The following is a 19,944-nucleotide window of genomic DNA, read 5'->3' as shown; positions in this document are numbered from 1 at the left end:
GAGGAGGAATGCAGCATGGCTATTTTTTCGAGCAAGAAGACGATCTTCATTACAGGTGCAGGCAGCGGACTCGGTAAAGGAACCGCGATCGGACTTGCACGTGCCGGTCACCGGGTCATTGCCACTGTCGAGACGATTTCGCAGGTTCCGGAGTTCCGCGAATATGCCAAATCCGAAGGATTGGATATCGAAGTGTTCAAGCTGGACGTCAACAACCCGCTTGACCGGGCACAGGTGGCTGAGCACGATTTCGATATTTTCGTAAACAACGCGGCTATTGGCCATACCGGACCGTTCGCGGAAGTACCGGTAGACAACGTCCGTCAGGTATTCGAAACGAATTTCTTCAGTTCAATCGAACTTGCGCAGATTGCCGCACGCAAATTTGTTGCCAAGAAAAAAGGGAAAATCGTATTCACCAGCTCTATTGCCGGACTGAGCGTCACTCCTTTCCTAGGACCATACTGCGCCTCCAAGCATGCTCTCGAAGCGCTCGCTCAGGCTCTGCAGCAGGAGCTTGAAGACTACGGCGTCCAGGTAGCGACCATTAACCCGGGACCGTACAAGACTGGCTTCAACGATATGATGTTTGAGGAAAAAGAAAAATGGTATGACGAAAAAACGAACTTTACCAAACGTTCCGATATTGTCAAAAAGGGCGAGAAAATGCTGGCCCAGCAGTTCGATCCGCAGGATATGATCGACAAGATGGTCGAGATTATTCCTCAGGACAAGCACAACTTCCGGACCGTCTGGCCCGAAGCTTCGGAGAAGCAGGTTAAGGAATATCAAGCGAAGGTGTGGGAGCAAAAAATCTGAGCATCCGATATTCCGCTTCATTTCCAAGCTAGCCTTAGTCCGGCCCTTCGCCGTTTGAGCAAATGGTGCAGGACTTCCATCGTACAGCCGATGAGAGCCGATACGTCGCCCATCTCGGTTGAGAACCGTCGAGAAGGATTGGTCAGTTCCTCTACTTATCCTTCGATTCAAATATCCAGCGAACGGTTCTCCTAATCGTCCACCTATACAAAAAGTCCACGACAAAGACCTGAGTCTTTATCGTGGACTTTTTGCGATGTTCTGCCAACTCGAAGCGCTTTAAGGCCGCCAGTCCGGCTTCAATACCCGAACCAGCGCTTCAAAGTAATAATAATCTCCCCAAATCGTACATTCGTCGATTCCAATGCCGCGCGGTTTATTGTATACGGCATGCTTCAGTACGCCGTTGGATTCTGGCAGGTCGCGCGTTGTATAGCCAACGTCCAGCGCGGTCAAAATGGCAAATGCCTGCCGCTCTGCGTTTTGCCGGTCGCTGTCCGTTGGAGGAAGTTGGCGCGCCAATTCCAACAGTCCGCAGGCGGCGACTGCAGAAGCCGAAGAGTCCCTCTCCTGCTCCGTACCGACCATAAATATCAGATCCCAATAAACGACACCGTCCGCCGGCGTACGCTCTGCAAAATAAGCGGCAAGCGTCTTGGAGATTTCCGTCAGCTCCGGATCGCCCGTATACAAATAGCTGAGCATAAATCCGTAAATGCCCCATGCCTGTCCGCGTGCCCAACATGAATGGTCAGCATAGCCTTGATGAGTCGTTCCGGATTTCGGCTCTCCCGTGTTTGCATCCATATAATACGTGTGATAAGTTGTACGATCTGGACGAACCAGATAACGGGCCGACTGCCCAACGTGACTGCGCGCATATTCCGCATAGCGAGAATCTCCCGTTTCACTGCTCGCCCAGTACAGCAGCGGCAGGTTCATCAGACAGTCAATGATCATTCGTCCGCGCTCCGTCGGATCATTCAGATCGCCCCATGCCTGGATAATGCCTGCCTGGGGAAGATACCGGGAAGCCAGAAGATCCGCCGCGATGAGGCCGGCTTCGCGAGCCTTGGGATTGCCCGTTATTCGGTATTCGTTTACCGCCGAGAGGCTGTACAAGAAACCCAGATCGTGAGTGTTTGTACCGATTCGGTTGTCCAGACGGTTCCGGTAATCAGGAAGCTGACTTTCTGCCGCGCGCCGGTATTTCGTTTCACCGGTCAACTCATAAGCGAGCCACAGCATTCCTGTCCAGAAGCCTGAGGTCCATTCAAAGTTGGCAATAGCCGGATAGACCCCGCCGATACTGGACGGAGCGGGATAGGCACATGGTCCAAAAGTATCCAGCCCGGCATCGATCTGCTTCAATACGTAGGCGGCTGCGCGTTCGAACACAGGCAGATGTCTTGTTCCCGGCCAAGAAGCAGTCTCGCTTTCTTCCTGCGCATTTTGTATCCCGGCTTCCCGTACTCCGTCTGCCTGTCCTGTATCTCCCATGCTGTTTTTACTCATCGCCATCCCCTCCCCCTTGTACGATGTCACGACCTTCAATTCCCTCTCCAAAGCGTACCCGGAAAGTTCGAATTTCGTAAGGCTTAAGAGTGAAGCTCCATTTGTCCGAATGAAGATCTCCAATTGGCCGCTCCATCAGATCGGTCTCCTGCCACGAAGCCTTGCCTGCAAAGGAAGACAGTTCCGTTTCCCCGCTTCGGCCCTGACATTCATGCACGCGCACGATAAGTCCGTCGCCGTCCTCTGCCATCTTGACCGCATCGATTGCTGCATGATCGCCAGAAGAACGCAGCAGTGAAGTTCCGTCCAGCTTCGAAGCACCTTCCCACACGGTTGGGGGGCTGTTCAGCTGCCAGGCTTCCTGAATCGTGCCGCCCTGCGCCCAGTCTCCTTCATGCGGGAACAGCGCATAGGTAAAGTTGTGTGCGCCCAAGTCCGCTTCGGGATCAGGATATTCGGCGGATTTGATCAAGCTCAATCTTAACGTGTTTCCTTTGACATCGTAGCCATATTTGCAATCGTTCAACAGGCTCACTCCGTATCCCCGCTCCGACAGATCCGCCCACTGATGTCCTACCGTCTCGAACCTGGCGTAATCCCAACTTGTATTCCAATGCGTTGGACGCTTTACGCTGCCAAATTGAATATCGTAAGAGGCCTCGGCAGCGCGGATATCGACCGGGAAAGATACTTTCAGCAGCTGCCTGCGTTCCTGCCAGTCGATGTCCGTACGGAAATCGATCCTCCGGCTTCCACTGTACAAGAATACTTCCTGAGAAATCGTTGAATCGCCATATGTCCACTCGAATTCGATGGACACCCGCAGAGGTCCGTTCTCTTTCAGCCGCATGAACTGCAGCTGATCTACTGTCCGCATTTTCTCTGTATAAAACAGATCGATATTCCAGGCATCAAACTGCAAAGGCTTGTCCTCGAATACTTGAAGTTCATTGCCGACTTTGCCCGGTGCCAGCACTTCGCGCCGATATTGGCGATCGTAGAGACGACGAAGCCGTCCGCTTTCATCCCATTCGGCAATATAGAACGGTGTTTGAAGCCGTCCTTCTGTCCATTCGAATACCGAACTGTCCGCTTCGGCTGGAGCTGCATGTTCTCTCGAAGCGGTTTCCTGAAGCGGCTCGAATCCAAGCTCCGCAAATCCAAGAGGAGCAACCTCCTGCATGTCCACCAACCATCCTGCATCTGTCCGCTGAGCATTCAGAATCCGGCCGTCCATTGTCCGCCAGATTCCATTCGAGTCCACACCGGACAAATCGGCTCCGCCAATCTCTGCCGTTCCCTGGAAGCTCCAGGAAGAATCGTTGAACAGGGTATAGCGGCGCGAATGCGGATCGGCCCCATCTGCGGCATCCGTCAGCGAGGCAATTGCAGCTTTGTCTGCAAGCTGCGTCAACTGATCCGCCTCCGCATATTCCTCACGTGCATCGTCGTAGACTTCCCCAATCGACGAACCGGGAATAATGTCGTGGAATTGATTACGCAGAGCGATCTGCCAGGCTTCATTCAACCGGAGCTGACCGGCGGCCGAATCGTAAGATCCAAGCAGTCCGGCAGCAGCGTTCAGCATCTCCGAACGACGAAGCGCCAGCTCCAGTCGGCGGTTCGCCTTTTTGATCCATGCCTGACTGGTATATGTTCCCCGGTGATTCTCAAGGTAGAGTTCCCCGTCCCACGTATGCACGTACGCTTCACTCTCGGCCGTCGTATGCTCCAATCGTTCGAAATATTCGTCCGCACGTCCCGTCACCGTCTTCGGCAGCCCCGGCATATGTTCCAGCCTACGCCGCATTTCCAGCATGTCCCGGTTTACCCCGCCGCCTCCGTCGCCGAAGCCGTAGCAGAGCAGCAGCTCGCGGTTCATCGGTCGATCCTTGTACTGCTCCCAGATGCCCTGCACCGTCTCCGGTACGATATAGCCGTTGTACGTATAATAAGTCTCCTGCGGAAACTCGATCTCGGGCGTCGTAATAAAATGCGTTAGCACTTCCGAACCATCGATTCCTTTCCAAACGAACGTATCGTGCGGCATCCGGTTATATTGACTCCAGCTGATTTTGGTCGTCATAAATGAAGTGATTCCGGATTTGCGCAGGATCTGCGGCAGCGCCCAGCTGTAACCGAATACGTCCGGAAGCCAGAGGTAAGAATTTTCCACCCCGAACTCTTCCCGGAAGAAGATGGTGCCATGCAAAATCTGACGCACCAGCGATTCTCCAGAGCTCAAGTTGCAGTCCGCTTCCAGCCACATGGCTCCGCCGGCTTCCCATTGTCCGGTGCGCACTTTCTCCCGGATTTGAGCATACAGCTCCGGATAGTCCTGCTTGATATAAGCGTACAGCTGGGGCTGCGTCTGAAGGAATACATAATCCGGATAATGCTTCATTAACTCCAATACGGTGGAAAACGAGCGCGCCGCTTTCTCCCGCGTATGCCGCAGCCTCCACAACCAAGCTACGTCGATATGCGTATGCCCGATACAGCGAACGGTTATGGGATCGGCCGGCTGAGGATAATCGGTACGCAGAGCGTCCAGACGGCGCTTCAACTCCGTAAGAGCTTCTTCCGTCGAGGCGTAGAAGGATTCCGAACCTGGCCGCGACCAGTCGAGCAGACGCAGCGAACGGTCCAGCGCAAGCAGCAGTTCGTGCCGCTCGGCTCGGTCGTCGCCGAGAACGAGCGCCGTTTCCAAGGCCGCCCGGCCGGTGTAATACAGATCGTCCGCCGCCTCATGCAGCAGCGCAATATCCGCCCGGGCCAGTACATGTTCCTGCGGCGTCTTCGGTCCGCCTCCTTCCAGACCGGACCACAGCCGGAAATGCAGCTGGACATTTCCACCGGCCAGATCGCCGAGAAAGACCTCGCGGTGATTCGTATCAACCCCTTGTCGAGGCTGCCCGTTCACGAACAGCAGCGATTCAAAGCCACGGCTGTTCCCGTGATGGGTACGGCCGAAATCGAACACGCCGACAAGCCGATGCCCGGGCGGCTCCTGTGGAAGTTCAGCATTCAGGCGCAGCCATAAATAACGATCTCGTCCGATCCAGCGTTCGCCGAGGGAGACACTTCTCCAGTCCGGCGCCTCTGCTTCCGGCGGAAACGCCGCAATCTCGCCGCTCTGATCCGGCAAAATATCGAGCTTATCGAATATCAGCTGCGTCCGATGCCGAAACACCTCCAGTTCTTCCAAGCGAGCTTTCAATTTTTCCTCCGTTTTGAACATGCGTTGGAACCTCCGTTCGATTGAATTTAGGGACGGTCGAATACTAGTCGAAAACCAGCAGACCCGGCTTTCATTTTCATCTTCCATAAACCCGAATCCGGGTCCAATATCAATTTCGATTCTTGAGCGGCACGTTCCGCTTCGTGGTCAGAGTTCGCGCCTTCATCCTGCGCCGCTGTCTCTTCGCCGGGCGGCTCCAATGAGAAATAACACCATGCATCGGCAGACAGAAACGTTCCCGCATGCAATCCGCCACGATAATCCAGCACCGCACTTGCTTTGAGCAGCGAACTGAACAGGCAGCGCCCATCCAACTTGAGATAGCTTCCGTTATGAAGCGAAATTCGGGACAAACGGCCTTCCGCATCATACGAAAGTGTACTTATAAAAGCATCAGTCTCGAGACTGCTGTATGAGGCATGAGAATTCTCATGCATCACGCGGCCATCGGCTTGACGGTTAACGAAAATATCGGTATGCCCGCTGCCCGGGCAGTCCAGCCGGGTGACTTGGATATCTTCATTCCCGTCCGATTCCGTATCATTCAGCCGAACCGCTGTCATTCCACCTTCCACAGCCTTCGGCAGCATGAATACACTGACAAACTTAATCCGTCCGTCGTCCGAGACCGAGCGGATTTTCATATAATCCGCTTTCGGGAAAACGTCTTCCAGACCCGTATCCCGATGGTAAGAATTCAGGTATCCGCTCTCCTTCACATATTCCTTGCTCTCCGGATAAGGATGCAGTACCTTCATCTCCTGCTCTCCGGTGCGGATCGAGACAGCCGGCTGAACGGTACCTTCCTCAAACTTCAGCCCTTCCGGAATATGCAGTACCCATTCGAATGCCCCTTCTCGTTCCGCCTGAAGATCGTCAATCAGAACGATCGCCCCTTCCAAGCAGAGGAAGTGCCGATAGAAGCGCCGGTACAGCCCTGAATAAGGTCCGGTACAGTCCGCCAATAAGTATTTGTATCCCGGCATATCTAATCTGTCGGGGATAGAGCCGGGGAACTTCGTTCCTTCTTCGATCAGTGCGGACGGCTGTCCTTGTCCATCCAGCAGAACGACATTGTGCGCGATAGACTGCCGATAGTAATCGTTATATAGCGGCTTGGAATACGCACAATGACCGGAATCGTCGACAAATGTGCGGCCGCCGACGGTCAGCACGAACGTCCCAACGTCCAGATGATTATGGTTCCAGCTCTCTCCGGTCTTCACCGCCAGCACGACTTGTTCTCCGCCGCTGTGCCAGCGGACAAAGCCATAACCGGAATGCTCCAACACAGTGATGCCCTCCTTCTCGTCCGATACCGGCGCTGTGGCAGGCAGATCTTCCGGATAGAAAGCAAATTCCGCCGCCTCGCCTGGATCGCCCTTGATCTCGGCAAAAAGTCCAAGCAGTTCTCCCCGGCGCCGAAGATCGGCCAATCGCAGCCAGACATAGGCATGCTTTTTCCGATCGCCGTCATCGCCAAAGTGAAACGTGCCAACATGCCCTTTCCAATAGATTGTCTCCAGATATACATCCGGAATTTGGAAGAGCACCGGCAGATCGCCCAGCGAGGGGTCATCGGCATACCGACGGTATGCCGCCTCAAACACCAAGAAATTGCCGAGCGCATAATCCAGATATCCCATCGTCTCGATATAATCGCCATCGGGTCCGAAATTCGCCTGCTTGTTTTGAAGCACGTTGCCGGGATAAGCAAACCACTCGCGGATACTTTCGGTTATCGTATGCATCGCCGCCTCGGCGTGCGGCACACGATCCCCAAGCGTCAACAGCAGCAGCCCTGCCGCAGAGACACAGACGATCCACCAGTTATGGCCCATTGTGTCGAGTGCATGAATTTTTTTGAGCGGATGCAGCCAGTCTTCATACAGCGGCAGATACGCTTTGCGGTACAGCATATCCTCGATCGCCGCACGCTCCTCCTCGCTGCAGGATGTCCGTACAGCATCATAAGCCGCAGCCAAATACACACCGATATCCGCAGTCCAGAGATCGGAATTGCGCCCTCCCCCACTCTGATACAACCACTGCTCTTCTTCACCCAGTAGTTTCAGAAGACTGCGCACAAGAACCTCCGCTTCTTCACTTCCGGTCATTCCGGCGTAAAATGCCAGATTCTGCGTCTCTTTCGCCAGCTCCCGTACTTCATTCCCCAACGTAAACCGCTTGCTCCCGCCATATGTCAGCCAGCGCTGACGCAGCAGCTCGATCCGTTCCCGCGCCGCTTCCGACCATTTTACGTCTCGCTCCTTCATCCGAGATTCGAATGCGGTCCATCCCCGCTGCACTGACGGATTGGAGTCGATCAACCTTCGGGTTCTTTCCAACGTTTGTTCGTCGTAAATGAGCATAATACCCCTTTCCAACAAGCGGCTTCGGAAGGCAAGCCTCCGAAGCCGTAAGTTTGCAGTATTCGGTTCGGCTATTCCATGATGCGTTATTCAATCATGCTGGATTTGATTAGAACTTCATTGTGTACAACTCATCCATGAAGATCCACGAATCTTTATTTTCTTGGTACCAATTCTTATACCAGTCTTCGAGCTCCTGACCGCCGGAAGCATACCACGATTTCTTAACGTCCTCGACGCCCTGATCGACCGTATAACCGCTGCCGCTGACGATTGCTTTGGCCATTGTATCGTTCATGTTGTTCCAGCCGTCATTGAACGTCGTCGTCATAGCCTTATCGAGCGAAGGACGGAATTTGGCGTGTGTAAAGCCCGGGTGAGGAGTCTCCGGATTGAGGTAGAGTTTGTCCATTTCCGCCGAGACCGCCAGCCACTCTTGGTCGATCGGATCCGTCGAGTCCAATTGACGTCCGTCTACGCTGTTGCTTTCCACGATGTACTTCGGCATGAACATCCGGTAATCGTTCAGATAACCCATCTCGGTCTCGTTTTTCTTCTCGTCGATCGGTTTGGTCTTGTCGCCTTCTTTGGTGTAATGCTCGCCTTCGATACCGTTAGTCAATGTCTCGACCGTCGAAGGAGTGACCATAAAGTCGATATACTTCATAACAGCTTCCGGACTTTTCGCATTGGCATTAATCGCACCTGTCATTTGAACCGCCGGGTTGAAGTCAGGACCGAAGCGGCCGAATTCGCTTTCCGGGAATGCCATTGCGGTCACTTTTGCGTTCGGATCGGTATTTTTCAGCGTATCGAAGTTTTTGCTGATTACCGAACGATACGCCAGGTAGATGCCCAGCTTGCCGCTGGCAAAGTCCTGCTCGGCTTTCTGTCCGTTTTTATCCGAGAGGAAGTCTTTATCCACAATGCCGTTCTCAAACAGCTTTTTCTTGAAATCGTAAGCCGGCTTGATTCGGTCGAACTGGCGAACCAGCTGGCCGTCCTCAATAATGAACATTTCATTCTGGAACATGGCATCGACATAGAAGGAAGCGAACTGGCTGAGGTTCATACCGTAGGTATCCTTCACGCCATTGCCGTCCGGGTCCTGATTGGCGAAAGCGTCAGCCACCGCATACAGCTCGTCGACAGTCTCCGGAACTTCAAGCCCCAGCTTGTCGAGCCAGTCCTGCCGGATAACCATGGCCCCGAGCACTTCAGGCTTGGTTACCATGCCAATCTCATACAATTTGCCATCCGGCTTGGTGCCCAGCGTTCGAAGAGCCGGTACCTTTTCCAGCAGTGCCTTGTATTCGGTACTGTGCTGCTCGATCAGATCGTCCAGCGGAAGCAGCTGCTTCTGTGCCCAAAGCGAGTTCAAGAAATCCGTATCATATTCCAATACAAGATCGGGTGCATCGCCGGAAGCGAACAGCATACTGTATTTCTGCTGCGACTCATTCCGGGGAATTGGAACGAAGTCGACATTAACCGGTCCATTCTCGTTAATCCACTTTGTCCAGCGGTTCTCCGCATAGGTGCCTTCTTCTTTTGGAATTTGGCCGCGATCGTAGATTGAAACGCTGATTTTCTCTTTACTTTCGCCTTCTGCACTCTGCCCCGTAGTGTCGTTCTTGTTCGTACTCTCATTTGTTCCACAGCCTGCCAATACCATCGAAAGTGCTGTAGCTGCCGCGACTCCGCCCATCAGCTTTTTGCTCCAGTTCATTCTGCTCATACGTTTACCCCTCCGTTTTTGGTTTTTTAGCCTTTTACCGAACCAATCAGCATGCCTTTAACAAAATATTTTTGTAAAAACGGATACACGATCAGCATAGGAAGAATCATGACCATAATGCCAGCGGAACGGATAGATTCAGGTGTCAGCTTGCGGAATGCATCCGGGTCAAGCATCGCCAGTTCCGACATCAGCGACTGGCTCTGAATCATGTTTTGTACCAGCACCGACAGATTGAATCGAGCAGGATCGTTGATATAGATCAGTACGTTAAAGAAGGAATTCCAGTGTGCTACCCCGTAGAAAAGGGCGATGGTTGCAATAACCGGGATGGACAACGGCAGTACAATCTGCAGAATGATTCGCCATTCCCCGCTGCCGTCGATCCGCGCCGCATCCTCAAGTTCTTCCGGAATATTTTCGAAAAAGGACTTCAACACAAGCAGGTTGTACACGCTAACGAGACCCGGCAGCCAGAGCGCACCATAGTTGCCCACCAGTCCAAGCGACTTTACCAACAGGTAGTTGGGGATCAGACCTGCGGTGAACAGCATCGTGAATACGATAGCTAGTGTAAGCGTCCGTCTGGCGTAGAAATGTTTGCGAGACAGCGGATATGCCGCAAGTATGGTAAAGAGCATGTTCAGCGCCGTACCTACCAGCGTAATAACCAGACTGTTGCGGAACGCGCCGACAATATTTGTATCCTGAATCAGCTTACTGTATGCCGTCCAGGTGAAGTCGCGCGGCCACAGCCCTACTTTGCCCAGCGTAATCGCTTCGTTGCCGCTCAGTGATAGCGCTATAATGTGGACGATTGGCAGCAAACAGCTCAGAGCCGCCAGCGCCAAAATGAAGTAATTGACTCCGTAAAACACTTTCTCGCCGGTTGTCGGCTTCATTCCTGCATCTCCCCTCTCGTTATAAATGCTGCGGCCGTAAAGCTGAAAAACTCAGGCTTACCACAGTCCGCGGCCCGACCGACGGGCAATTCCGTTAACAATCAGTACCAGTGTCAGCCCGATCAGAGATTCGAACAATCCCATCGCCGTTGCATAACTGAACTGTCCGGATCCAAGACCAACTTTAAAGTTCCAAGTGCTGATCACCTCCGCTACATTCGTAACGACTGGATTCTGCAGCACATACACCTGGTCAAAGCCTACATCCATGACATTGCCGATATTGAGGATGAACATCAGGATGATCGTCGGCATCAGGCTTGGCAGCGTAATGTGGCGAATCTGCTTCCACTTGCCAGCTCCATCCATCCCCGCCGCTTCGTACAGGCTGGGATCGATCGAGGTCAGGGCGGCCAGGTAGATAATCGCCGACCAACCTGCCGCTTTCCAAATGCCCGAAGCGACGAAGATGGCAATCCATGAACCTTCTTTGAATAAGAAGGGATACGAGCTGCCTGTCAGCCGCTCCAGCATATTGTTAACAAATCCTGTTTCGATTGAGAACAGCATCAGCACTAGACCGCCGACAATAACCCAGTTTAGAAAATGTGGGAGATAGAGCAGCGTTTGCGTCCATCGCTTAAACCAGGAACGCTGCACTTCATTCAGCAGAATCGCCAGAATAATTGGAAAAGGAAATCCGACGAAGACGGTCAATGCGCTCAGCACCAAGGTATTGCGGATGATCCCCAGCGTATCGGGGTTCTGGAACAGGTATCTGTAGTTGTCCAAGCCCACCCATGGACTGCCCAGTATTCCGTCCGCAAAATTATAATCTTTGAACGCAATCACGAACCCGAACATGGGCACATATTTGAATAAAATGAAGAAGACAACGATGGGAAGGAACATAATGATAAGGGGCTTGTTCATATTCCATCGTCTGCGTTTGCCCAGAGCGCTTTTCTCTCTCATACGACTTTCTCGGTCTTTACGCGCCCCGATATCCAGGCTGCCCATTTTTTCACCTCCGGATAAAATTGGATTGCTGCCTCTGTGATAAACATAGAAGCAGCGATCAATTCGACTTATGCTGCGAATAACGAGTCTGCGCAAGCAGGTTCGTTATTCGAGGAAGCGCCTCCTCCGCAATCGGAATAATCTGCCGTAAAAGAAAGCGCTTCCTCGTTGCTGCACCCTCACTGTACCGAAGGCGAAGAAATTCGGCAATTGTCAGGTTTCGAGAGCCTAACGTTTTTTGTGATTGGGGTTGTACAGGAGGGAAAAAGCAGTCAGAAAGCCAGTAACGGTAAGGGGTTCACGTTTTTTGACGGGGTTTCGAAATTTGCTGCGAGGCTGCTGCACATTCACTTCCATAAAAAAAGCTGCCCGCGATGCTTGCGCATCTTTACGGACAGCTTTTTTAATTCAGTCTCCAGATAAAGACAGAACGTTTTTAAGATTTGAACCCTTGTACTTCGCTCTTGATCTCGGAAGCTGCAGAAGTCGCTTCTTCCTTAAACTCGCGTGCAACTTCCGCCGACTCTTGAAGCAGGCCTTTAATTTCTTGACCTTTCTCCTGAAGGTCTCCACTGCGTTCACGAAGCGTCTGACCCTGATCTTTGAGCAGGTCAACCGTATTCATAAATTTCTCGCGCAGGGAAGCCCCTTCTTGTGCAGCGACCAGCACAGCTAGACCCGCTCCAATCAGTGCTCCTGCAACTGCTCCAATAATAATTGTACTTTTTTCCGTATCTGCCATTGTTATTGCTCCTCTCGTTCTCTGAATAAGTTTGCTGCTTAGCTTCTCTCTTAGGTATTACCCACTCTTCGGCTCTTTGCCTTCACTTCTTTTCATACCTAAATTATTCTATGCGGCTTCGGCTGCGATATTCGCCGGGTGTCGTCGAAGCTATTTTCTTGAATGCCCGGCTAAACGACATATAATTGGCATAGCCCACGCGGGTTGCGATGTCCTGAATAGGCTGATCCGTCTCTTTAAGCAGCTGCTTAGCGGCATCGACACGTACGCCTGCCAGATAGTCGACGAAATTTTCTCCGAAAGCATCCTTGAACAGCCGGCTCAGATAACTGGAACTGAGGCCGAACCGCTCGGCGATCAATGACAATGACAGATTTGGGTCGCTGTAATTGGCATCAATAAAGGCCCGTACTTCTTGGAGAGTCACATGGCTGCTGCGGCTTTCTCTAAGCAGCTTAAGCCGGACGGCATATTTGTCCAGCAGACTGCGGACCGATGCTTCAAGCTCGTCCAGCGTATCGAACCGTTCAAGTGCCGCGCTTAACTGAGGAGCGGCTTCGCTGCGCCACAATTCTTTCGCCTCGCCCGGCAGTTCCATCATTTCCCTCAACAGTTGGTAAGCCAATACATTCATCAGCCCTGACAAATCGTCTTTGGGCAGCAGTGCGGCTCTTAATTCGCCGAGCAGCTCGTCAAGCCGCTCTTTCCACTCGGGTTCTCCCAGCCGATAAGCTAACGCCAGCTCCCGAATGGTACGCAGCACACCATACAATTCGGCAGCCGCGCCCCGGTGCAGATCACGCCGGGCAATAACCCTCGCTCCTCCGAGCGAAGATCTGTAACCCATTGCTTCGGACGCTTCGCGAAATCCGCGTGCAATATCTTCAGGCGCGGCAAGTTCTTCTCCAAGTGCCACAGTTACCGTACATTTCAGATGTGCGGCGACCCAGGCGACCAGTTCACCCGCGATCATGGATGCGGCCGATACCGAGTCGATGACGGCGGCAGGAGCTGCAGAAATTTCTTCCACCGTATCAACAGCCGGCTTCACATCCGATGCGGCCGCATGATCCGACACTTCGCTTTGCCCTTCTTTTTCGTCAAAAGGTGTTTGTCGAACGTCCTTGCTCTCCTTGAAGCGCAGCAGCATACCCAACCGCCCTCCGGGCAGCCATTCCGCCCACAGCATTGCACCACGTTCCGCTGCCAGTTCACCGGCGGCGCTGGCAAGCGCATAACGCAGCAGTTCTCGACTTCGCTCCGAATATGTACGATTGAAGTCGTCGGGTCGATCAATCTCCAGCAGGCCGACAACCGCCCGGCCGAATCCTTCGCTGCTTGGCTGATCCGATCCGTGACTTTCTTCTTCTCGGATAGGTTCCGCTTCCAGTCTGTGCGTCTCCAATTCCCATTCTCCTGCGTTTAAGACCCGCGAGCCTTCCAGCAGTTCGCGGAAAAATTCGCGCCGCCGGTACACAATGTCTTCCTGCTGCCGCCGGCGATCCGCTTCAGCTCTTGCGATCATTGCGCTGAGCGTTGATTCAATCCGCTCGAATTCATCCAAACCCTGGTCGCGGCGGCGCCTGCGTTCTCCCCTCTCCGCCGACTCATCGTCGCGGCCTCCATCGGAGTGCTCTTCCCTTCCTGACTCCGATACGGACGTTCTACTGCGCTCCGCTGCTTCGCTCAATGCCGCAGCTGCCTCGACCGTTCCCGGAGGGAGCGCATCCAACCGCTGCAGCAGACGAACGACCGGCTCATAATTGCGCCGGGACACATGTGCAGCCCAGCCGATCCCCAGGGCAACGATCAAAACCGCTGCGCCAAGCCATATGTACCAAATACTCGTTAAGATGCGCGACAGCGAATCGCCAATTATTCCGCTGCGAATTTCCCAGCCTGTATAAGTGGATGTCACCGCAGACAGCTCTTTGTTCACATCCGCAGACGTTCGCGATTCTTCGCTCTGGAGCTGTTCGACATCTGCCGCTGGCAGAGCCGCTTCGGTTCCAAGCATCAATACCCCTTCCGCTGAATACAGGTGGATAAAACTCGTTTCCGTTCCGATCATTTCCCGCAGCAGTTCCCGCACCGAATCAAGCGATACGTTGACGACCATAAGACCCCGTTCTCCCGTCAGCAGCGGAATTCCCCTGGTCAGCGTTACTACCGTTCTCGGCTGCTCGCCGAGCCCCGAAATTTCTCTCGGCTCCGACCAACCTGTCGGCAGCGGTCCTTCCATCATGTTCTCGATAAACCTTTGATCAGTGAACTCTTCCAACTGCCCAATCGACAAATGACTGAGCACTGTTCCGTCAGACAGACGATAGACATAAAGTGAGTCGATCAGCGGATTGCTTAATTTGAGCCTTGCTAACCGCGTCGAGGCTTCGTTTGCGGCAAGGTAAGGATTCTCTGAGGCAGAGAAAAACGGATAGAATTCACCCGACAGAATTTCGCGGTTCATCATTTCGCCGATCGAACGAAACGAATAATCGAGCGACTGCACCGCCTGACGCGAAAACACTTCGTTGGCTCTAGCCGTTTCCCTCTTCGACAACTCGGCCGATCCGATAAAAAACAGCAGCATCAGGATAGCCGGCACGATAATGAGAATGGGCAGATACGAGAACGTCAGCCGATTGAACCAGCTTCTGGACACGGGCATCCCTCCTAATCTCCTTATAAAGTTACATATTTTTTCACCTACTGCAATCCTTTTCGACGTTTGCCTCCAAAAAACCCTTTATTCTGTTTCTTCAAGCTAGCTACTCAGAATAATCCTAATATTTCCAATAAAATATTTCGAAAAACTAATCCAACCCCGATCTTTTTGCGTACAATAAGATATAGAAACAATTTGGACTCTTTCATCTTTGGAGGTGACACTTCTTTGCCTGCTGAATCCCTATATGTCGGAAGCGTGCTTGCGGCGGGGGTATTATCCTTCTTTTCGCCCTGCATCTTCCCTATGCTGCCCGTATATTTTGCCTTTCTTGGCGGTTCCGAAGCGGAACGTGCAAACGCTGCCGGAGGCGGCACGGCTGCAGTCAATCCGCCGCGCTTTCGAGTCGATCCCAAGCTGATCGGCCGTACGTTAATGTTTATTTTGGGCCTCTCCACCGTCTTTTTACTTTTGGGCTTCGGCGCAGGCGCATTAGGCGGTGTGATCAACAGCTCTTGGTTTATGATTGCCTGCGGCGCTGTCGTCATTCTGTTCGGTATTCACCAGACCGGCGTGCTGAACCTGATGTTCATGCAAAAAGAAAAACGCCTGACGTTTGATACCCACAAACAAAAAGGTTGGATTGGCGCTTTTCTGCTCGGTTTTACGTTCAGCTTCGGTTGGACACCCTGCATCGGCCCCGTACTTGCCGCTGTGCTCGGTGTTGCTGCGGGAGGAGGCTCAGCCGGATACGGTATCTGGATGATGTTCATTTACACTGTCGGAATGGCTGTACCGTTTCTGCTGCTTGCTGTATTTTCCGATTTCCTGCTGCGCCGTCTCAAAAATCTGTACAAGTACATGGGCAAACTCAAAGTGGTGTCCGGCGTCGTTCTGATTGCAATGGGAATTCTGCTGATGACCAACAATTTGGCCGTACTTACCGCAGCGTTCCAGATTTGATTTTTGCTTCATGCTTCAGGTTTGATATTTAATTTTCATATTCGACTTTTGCATTCAGGTCTTATATTCGGGTTTTACAAAAGGAGATGACCGATTTGCATCGTGCAAAAAAGAAATACCTTTCCTTCATTATGATTCTCTCTGCGGTTCTGCTGCTGTCCGCCTGCGGACAAAATGGCTCGTCGACTTCCGCTTCCGGCGGTACGGCAAGCGTCAATCCGGCCCCGCAGTTTGCTCTGAAAGACTTGAACGGCAGCGAAGTTAAATTGGCCGATTTCAAGGGAGAAAAAGTTTATGTGAAATATTGGGCATCCTGGTGCTCCATCTGCCTTGCCGGCATGGACGAACTGAATACACTCGCGGGTCAGGACAACGATTACAAAGTTATTAGTATTGTGGCTCCGAACTTCAAAGGCGAAAAATCGGAAGCCGACTTCAAGAAATGGTTTGAAGGACTGGGTGAGGAAAATACGACTGTACTGCTGGATCAAGACGGCAAATATGCGCAGCAGTTCGGTGTCCGTGCCTACCCGACTTCATTCTACATCGATTCGGCAGGCAATCTAGCGAAGACGGTTCCGGGACATAATACCAATGACGTAATTGCAACGAATTTTAACGACATTCCTTAAGTCTGCTTATAGAAATATACAATACGAACCAAGGAGGATTTGCGTATGAAAAAAAGAACCCGGCCGGCCGCATTGCTGTCTCTGATTTCGTTGATGCTGCTTGCCCTGCTGGTATCGGCCTGTTCGCCAGCGGGGCTTGCCATGAACGGTTCCGAATCTTCTTACGGAAACGTCACGGCCGCCAGCATTCCCAACCCTAACGCCGATGTCGACTATTCCAAATCCGATCTCAAAAAGATATATCTGGCCGGCGGATGCTTCTGGGGCGTCGAGGCTTACATGGCCCGTATCTACGGCGTACAGGATGCTGTATCTGGCTATGCCAACGGTACAGGAGAGAATCCTTCTTACGAAGAAGTCATCAAAGGAAACCGCGGTTTCGCGGAAACGGTCGAAGTGACTTACGATCCGGAGCGCATTGCTCTCGATGAGCTGCTGACCCAATTTTTTAAAGTTATCGATCCGACGAGCGTCAATCAGCAGGGCAACGACCGCGGCATCCAATATCGTTCCGGTGTATATTACACAGATGACAGTGAGAAATCAGTTATCGAATCCGTTATTGCCAAGGAACAGAAAAGATATAACAAAGACATCGTGACTGAAGTACTGCCGCTTGAAAACTTTTATCTGGCAGAAGAGTATCATCAAGATTATTTGGAGAAAAATCCGAACGGTTACTGTCATATCGATATGAATATTCTGACTGAACAAGAAGTTCCGGCTGAAGGCGCTGCGGCAGGATCGGACGACAGCACTTCGGCTGCCGGCGTTACTTCTACAGGCACGAAGTCCGCTGCCGCAACCAAAGCCGCAGGTCAGATCGTGATCGATCCGTCCGATTATCCAAAGCGCAGCGCGGAAGAATTGAAAAGCCTGCTGACCGACATCCAATACAAAGTTGCCGTCGAACAGGACACCGAACACCCTTATTCCAATGAATATTGGGATACGTATGAAAAAGGCATCTACGTCGACGTCTCCACCGGCGAGCCTCTTTTCGCCAGCGAAGACAAATACGACTCCCAATGCGGATGGCCGAGCTTCGTCAAACCAATTGTACCGGAAGTCGTAACTTACGAAGAGGATACCGCCTATAACATGGTTCGTACTGAGGTGCGAAGCCGTTCCGGCGATATTCACCTCGGTCACGTATTTGACGACGGTCCAGAGGATCGGGGCGGCAAGCGCTACTGTATCAACAGCGCTTCGATTAAGTTCGTGCCGCTGGCCGATATGAATACTCAGGGATACGGGTATTTGATCAGCGTAGCGAAATAAGTGTAGGAAAACACAGTAAAAAGCCGTACCTCTGCAGCATAGCGGGGTACGGCCTGTTTATTGGCACTTGGCTAATGTGTTAATTATGCTTCTTTCTTGATTCGCTTCTCCAGCTTCTTTAGAAGCTTCTTTGGCGTCTCCGCCTGTACGATTTCGCCTTTGACGATAGCGAACGGGTCGCTCCGACAAAGCCGGCACTCCTTCAGACACGATTCTTTTTTGACTTTGATATCGTCATATTCGCCTTTCAGCGCTTTGTAAACCGGCTTCGAAAAGCGGTCCAAATTTTTTTCGCAAAATTTGATTTTCATGAGTTTCCACCTTTCCATTGAGTTGTGCGCCGTTACCTTTTATAATGAAACGGAAAAAGTTTAATCGAAATCTAACAGAAAAAGGTGTCTTTCATTAATGAGTATACTAAATGTAGAACGACTCAGCCACGGCTTCGGCGACCGTGCTATTTTTAAAGATGTTTCTTTCCGCCTGCTCAAGGGCGAGCATATCGGTCTGATTGGCGCCAACGGCGAAGGCAAATCGACGTTTATGAATATCGTGACAGGCAAGCTGCAGCCGGATGAAGGCAAAGTGGAATGGTCCAAGAGAGTCCGCGTCGGCTATCTCGATCAGCATGCGGTGCTGGAGAAAGGCATGACGATTCGCGACGTACTCAAAAGCGCGTTCCAATACCTGCTGGATATGGAGCAGGAAATGAACGACATGTACGGACGCATGGGCGACGTTACTCCGGAAGAGCTTGAAGAACTGCTGGAGCAGGTCGGCACAATTCAAGATACACTGACTGCGCAGGACTTTTACCTGATTGACGCCAAGATCGACGAAACGGCGCGCGGACTGGGTCTTACCGATGTCGGCCTGGATAAAGACGTTAATGATCTGTCCGGCGGACAGCGCACCAAAGTTCTGCTGACCAAACTGCTGCTCGAAAAGCCAGATATCCTGCTTCTCGACGAGCCGACCAACTATTTGGACGAAGTGCATATTAACTGGCTGACCCGCTATCTGCAGGAATATGAAAATGCGTTTATCTTGATTTCGCACGATATTCCGTTCCTGAACAGCGTTGTTAATATCATTTATCATATGGAAAACCAGGAGCTCAACCGCTATGTCGGCGACTACCACTACTTCCAGGAAGTCTATGCGATGAAAAAGCAGCAGTTGGAATCTGCGTTCAAGCGCCAGCAGCAGGAGATCTCGCAGCTCAAAGACTTTGTTGCCCGCAACAAAGCAAGCGTAGCAACCCGCAACATGGCGATGTCCCGTCAGAAGAAGCTCGACAAGATGGACGTGATCGAGTTGGCGCAGGAGCGGCCAAAGCCGCAGTTCAACTTTAAAGTCGGCCGTACGGCCGGCAAATTGATCTTCGAAACGAAAGATCTGGTGATCGGTTATAATGAACCATTGTCCCGTCCGCTTGATCTGAAGATGGAACGCGGTCAGAAGATCGCCCTCGTCGGCGCCAACGGTATCGGTAAGACGACGCTGCTGCGCAGCATTCTCGGCGAAATCCCGGCTCTGTCCGGCACCGTCGAACGCGGTGAGCATCAGCAGATCGGCTACTTCGAACAGGAGATGAAAGGCGATGGTTCGAACACCTGTATCGAAGAGATCTGGAATGAGTTCCCTTCGCTCAGCCAGTTCGAAGTGCGTGCGGCATTGGCCAAGTGCGGCCTGACGACCAAGCATATCGAAAGCAAAGTTACCGTTCTCAGCGGCGGCGAGAAAGCCAAAGTCCGTCTGTGCAAGCTGATTAACCGCGAAACGAACATTCTTGTACTCGACGAGCCGACGAACCACTTGGACGTCGATGCCAAAGATGAGCTGAAACGTGCCCTGCAGGCATACAAAGGCACCATTCTTATGATCTCCCACGAACCGGATTTCTACCGCGATATCGTTACGGAGACATGGAACTGCGAATCTTGGACGACCAAAGTATTCTAATTTCGAACGGAATGAAGAAGCTGTGTACAAACCCTGTGTACAGACGTAGACAGACGAAGGCTCCCAAGCGGGAGCCTTTTTGTATACTT

The 19,944-nt window shown here is 52.2% G+C and carries 14 protein-coding genes; 5 read left to right on the top strand and 9 right to left on the bottom strand.

Annotated elements, in window-relative coordinates; genetic code table 11:
- Positions 1-15: 15 nt before the first annotated feature.
- Positions 16-819 carry an SDR family oxidoreductase gene (locus tag F456_RS0108245; RefSeq protein WP_018976540.1) on the top strand — a complete coding sequence of 268 codons (804 nt, stop codon included), beginning with the start codon at positions 16-18 and terminating at the stop codon, positions 817-819.
- A 279-nt stretch (positions 820-1,098) separates the two neighbouring features.
- Here the strand turns inward: F456_RS0108245 and F456_RS0108240 are convergent, their stop codons facing one another.
- The 8 genes from F456_RS0108240 to F456_RS0108205 form a co-directional block, all read right to left on the bottom strand.
- Positions 1,099-2,334 carry a glycoside hydrolase family 88 protein gene (locus F456_RS0108240; RefSeq protein ID WP_018976539.1) on the bottom strand — a complete coding sequence of 412 codons (1,236 nt, stop codon included), beginning with the start codon at positions 2,332-2,334 and terminating at the stop codon, positions 1,099-1,101.
- Positions 2,327-5,575: an alpha-mannosidase gene (locus F456_RS0108235; protein ID WP_018976538.1), complete on the bottom strand. Its 3,249-nt coding sequence runs from the start codon at positions 5,573-5,575 to the stop codon at positions 2,327-2,329. The genes F456_RS0108240 and F456_RS0108235 overlap by 8 nt, the downstream gene beginning before the upstream one ends.
- 26 nt (positions 5,576-5,601) lie before the next feature.
- Positions 5,602-7,947, bottom strand: coding sequence for a heparinase II/III domain-containing protein (locus F456_RS0108230; protein WP_018976537.1), 2,346 nt, complete (start codon positions 7,945-7,947; stop codon positions 5,602-5,604).
- 109 nt (positions 7,948-8,056) lie between these two features.
- The gene (locus tag F456_RS22090; protein WP_018976536.1) at positions 8,057-9,685 is read right to left on the bottom strand and encodes an extracellular solute-binding protein; all 1,629 of its coding nucleotides are present in this window, start codon (positions 9,683-9,685) and stop codon (positions 8,057-8,059) included.
- A gap of 26 nt (positions 9,686-9,711) precedes the next feature.
- Positions 9,712-10,587 (bottom strand): carbohydrate ABC transporter permease, encoded by an 876-nt coding sequence (locus tag F456_RS0108220; RefSeq protein ID WP_018976535.1) that lies wholly within the window; start codon positions 10,585-10,587, stop codon positions 9,712-9,714.
- Between the two features lie 57 nt (positions 10,588-10,644).
- Positions 10,645-11,607: an ABC transporter permease gene (locus tag F456_RS0108215; RefSeq protein WP_018976534.1), complete on the bottom strand. Its 963-nt coding sequence runs from the start codon at positions 11,605-11,607 to the stop codon at positions 10,645-10,647.
- Between the two features lie 436 nt (positions 11,608-12,043).
- Positions 12,044-12,349: a YtxH domain-containing protein gene (locus F456_RS0108210; RefSeq protein ID WP_018976533.1), complete on the bottom strand. Its 306-nt coding sequence runs from the start codon at positions 12,347-12,349 to the stop codon at positions 12,044-12,046.
- A 103-nt stretch (positions 12,350-12,452) separates the two neighbouring features.
- Complete coding sequence (locus F456_RS0108205; RefSeq protein WP_018976532.1) at positions 12,453-15,011, bottom strand: AraC family transcriptional regulator; 2,559 nt, start codon at positions 15,009-15,011, stop codon at positions 12,453-12,455.
- Positions 15,012-15,242: 231 nt separating this feature from the next.
- Between F456_RS0108205 and F456_RS0108200 the strand changes: the two genes are divergently transcribed.
- From F456_RS0108200 to msrB, 3 genes are all read left to right on the top strand, one after another.
- Positions 15,243-15,977 (top strand): cytochrome c biogenesis CcdA family protein, encoded by a 735-nt coding sequence (locus F456_RS0108200; RefSeq protein ID WP_018976531.1) that lies wholly within the window; start codon positions 15,243-15,245, stop codon positions 15,975-15,977.
- A 95-nt stretch (positions 15,978-16,072) separates the two neighbouring features.
- A complete protein-coding gene (locus F456_RS0108195) occupies positions 16,073-16,609 on the top strand; it encodes a redoxin family protein (protein ID WP_018976530.1) in 537 nt (178 codons plus the stop codon).
- Positions 16,610-16,654: 45 nt separating this feature from the next.
- The gene (gene msrB, locus F456_RS0108190) at positions 16,655-17,890 is read left to right on the top strand and encodes a peptide-methionine (R)-S-oxide reductase MsrB (RefSeq protein WP_018976529.1); all 1,236 of its coding nucleotides are present in this window, start codon (positions 16,655-16,657) and stop codon (positions 17,888-17,890) included.
- Between the two features lie 83 nt (positions 17,891-17,973).
- On the opposite strand, the gene F456_RS0108185 is transcribed toward msrB, so the two are convergent.
- Complete coding sequence (locus tag F456_RS0108185; protein ID WP_018976528.1) at positions 17,974-18,201, bottom strand: DUF1450 domain-containing protein; 228 nt, start codon at positions 18,199-18,201, stop codon at positions 17,974-17,976.
- 97 nt (positions 18,202-18,298) lie between these two features.
- Between F456_RS0108185 and F456_RS0108180 the strand changes: the two genes are divergently transcribed.
- The gene (locus F456_RS0108180) at positions 18,299-19,855 is read left to right on the top strand and encodes an ABC-F family ATP-binding cassette domain-containing protein (protein ID WP_018976527.1); all 1,557 of its coding nucleotides are present in this window, start codon (positions 18,299-18,301) and stop codon (positions 19,853-19,855) included.
- Positions 19,856-19,944 lie beyond the last annotated feature (89 nt).

It is taken from the genome of Saccharibacillus kuerlensis DSM 22868 (assembly GCF_000378145.1).
GTDB lineage: Bacteria > Bacillota > Bacilli > Paenibacillales > Paenibacillaceae > Saccharibacillus > Saccharibacillus kuerlensis.
The sequence above is the reverse complement of the archived record's forward strand: the minus strand, read 5'-3'. Positions and strand labels throughout refer to the sequence as shown.

Bases quoted from the DNA above. Each gene is read 5' to 3' on its own strand.
- F456_RS0108245 (WP_018976540.1), top strand. From the start codon at position 16: ATGGCTATTTTTTCGAGCAAGAAGACGATCTTCATTACAGGTGCAGGC.
- F456_RS0108240 (WP_018976539.1), bottom strand. From the start codon at position 2,334: ATGAGTAAAAACAGCATGGGAGATACAGGACAGGCAGACGGAGTACGG.
- F456_RS0108235 (WP_018976538.1), bottom strand. From the start codon at position 5,575: ATGTTCAAAACGGAGGAAAAATTGAAAGCTCGCTTGGAAGAACTGGAG.
- F456_RS0108230 (WP_018976537.1), bottom strand. From the start codon at position 7,947: ATGCTCATTTACGACGAACAAACGTTGGAAAGAACCCGAAGGTTGATC.
- F456_RS22090 (WP_018976536.1), bottom strand. From the start codon at position 9,685: ATGAGCAGAATGAACTGGAGCAAAAAGCTGATGGGCGGAGTCGCGGCA.
- F456_RS0108220 (WP_018976535.1), bottom strand. From the start codon at position 10,587: ATGAAGCCGACAACCGGCGAGAAAGTGTTTTACGGAGTCAATTACTTC.
- F456_RS0108215 (WP_018976534.1), bottom strand. From the start codon at position 11,607: ATGGGCAGCCTGGATATCGGGGCGCGTAAAGACCGAGAAAGTCGTATG.
- F456_RS0108210 (WP_018976533.1), bottom strand. From the start codon at position 12,349: ATGGCAGATACGGAAAAAAGTACAATTATTATTGGAGCAGTTGCAGGA.
- msrB (WP_018976529.1), top strand. From the start codon at position 16,655: ATGAAAAAAAGAACCCGGCCGGCCGCATTGCTGTCTCTGATTTCGTTG.
- F456_RS0108185 (WP_018976528.1), bottom strand. From the start codon at position 18,201: ATGAAAATCAAATTTTGCGAAAAAAATTTGGACCGCTTTTCGAAGCCG.
- F456_RS0108180 (WP_018976527.1), top strand. From the start codon at position 18,299: ATGAGTATACTAAATGTAGAACGACTCAGCCACGGCTTCGGCGACCGT.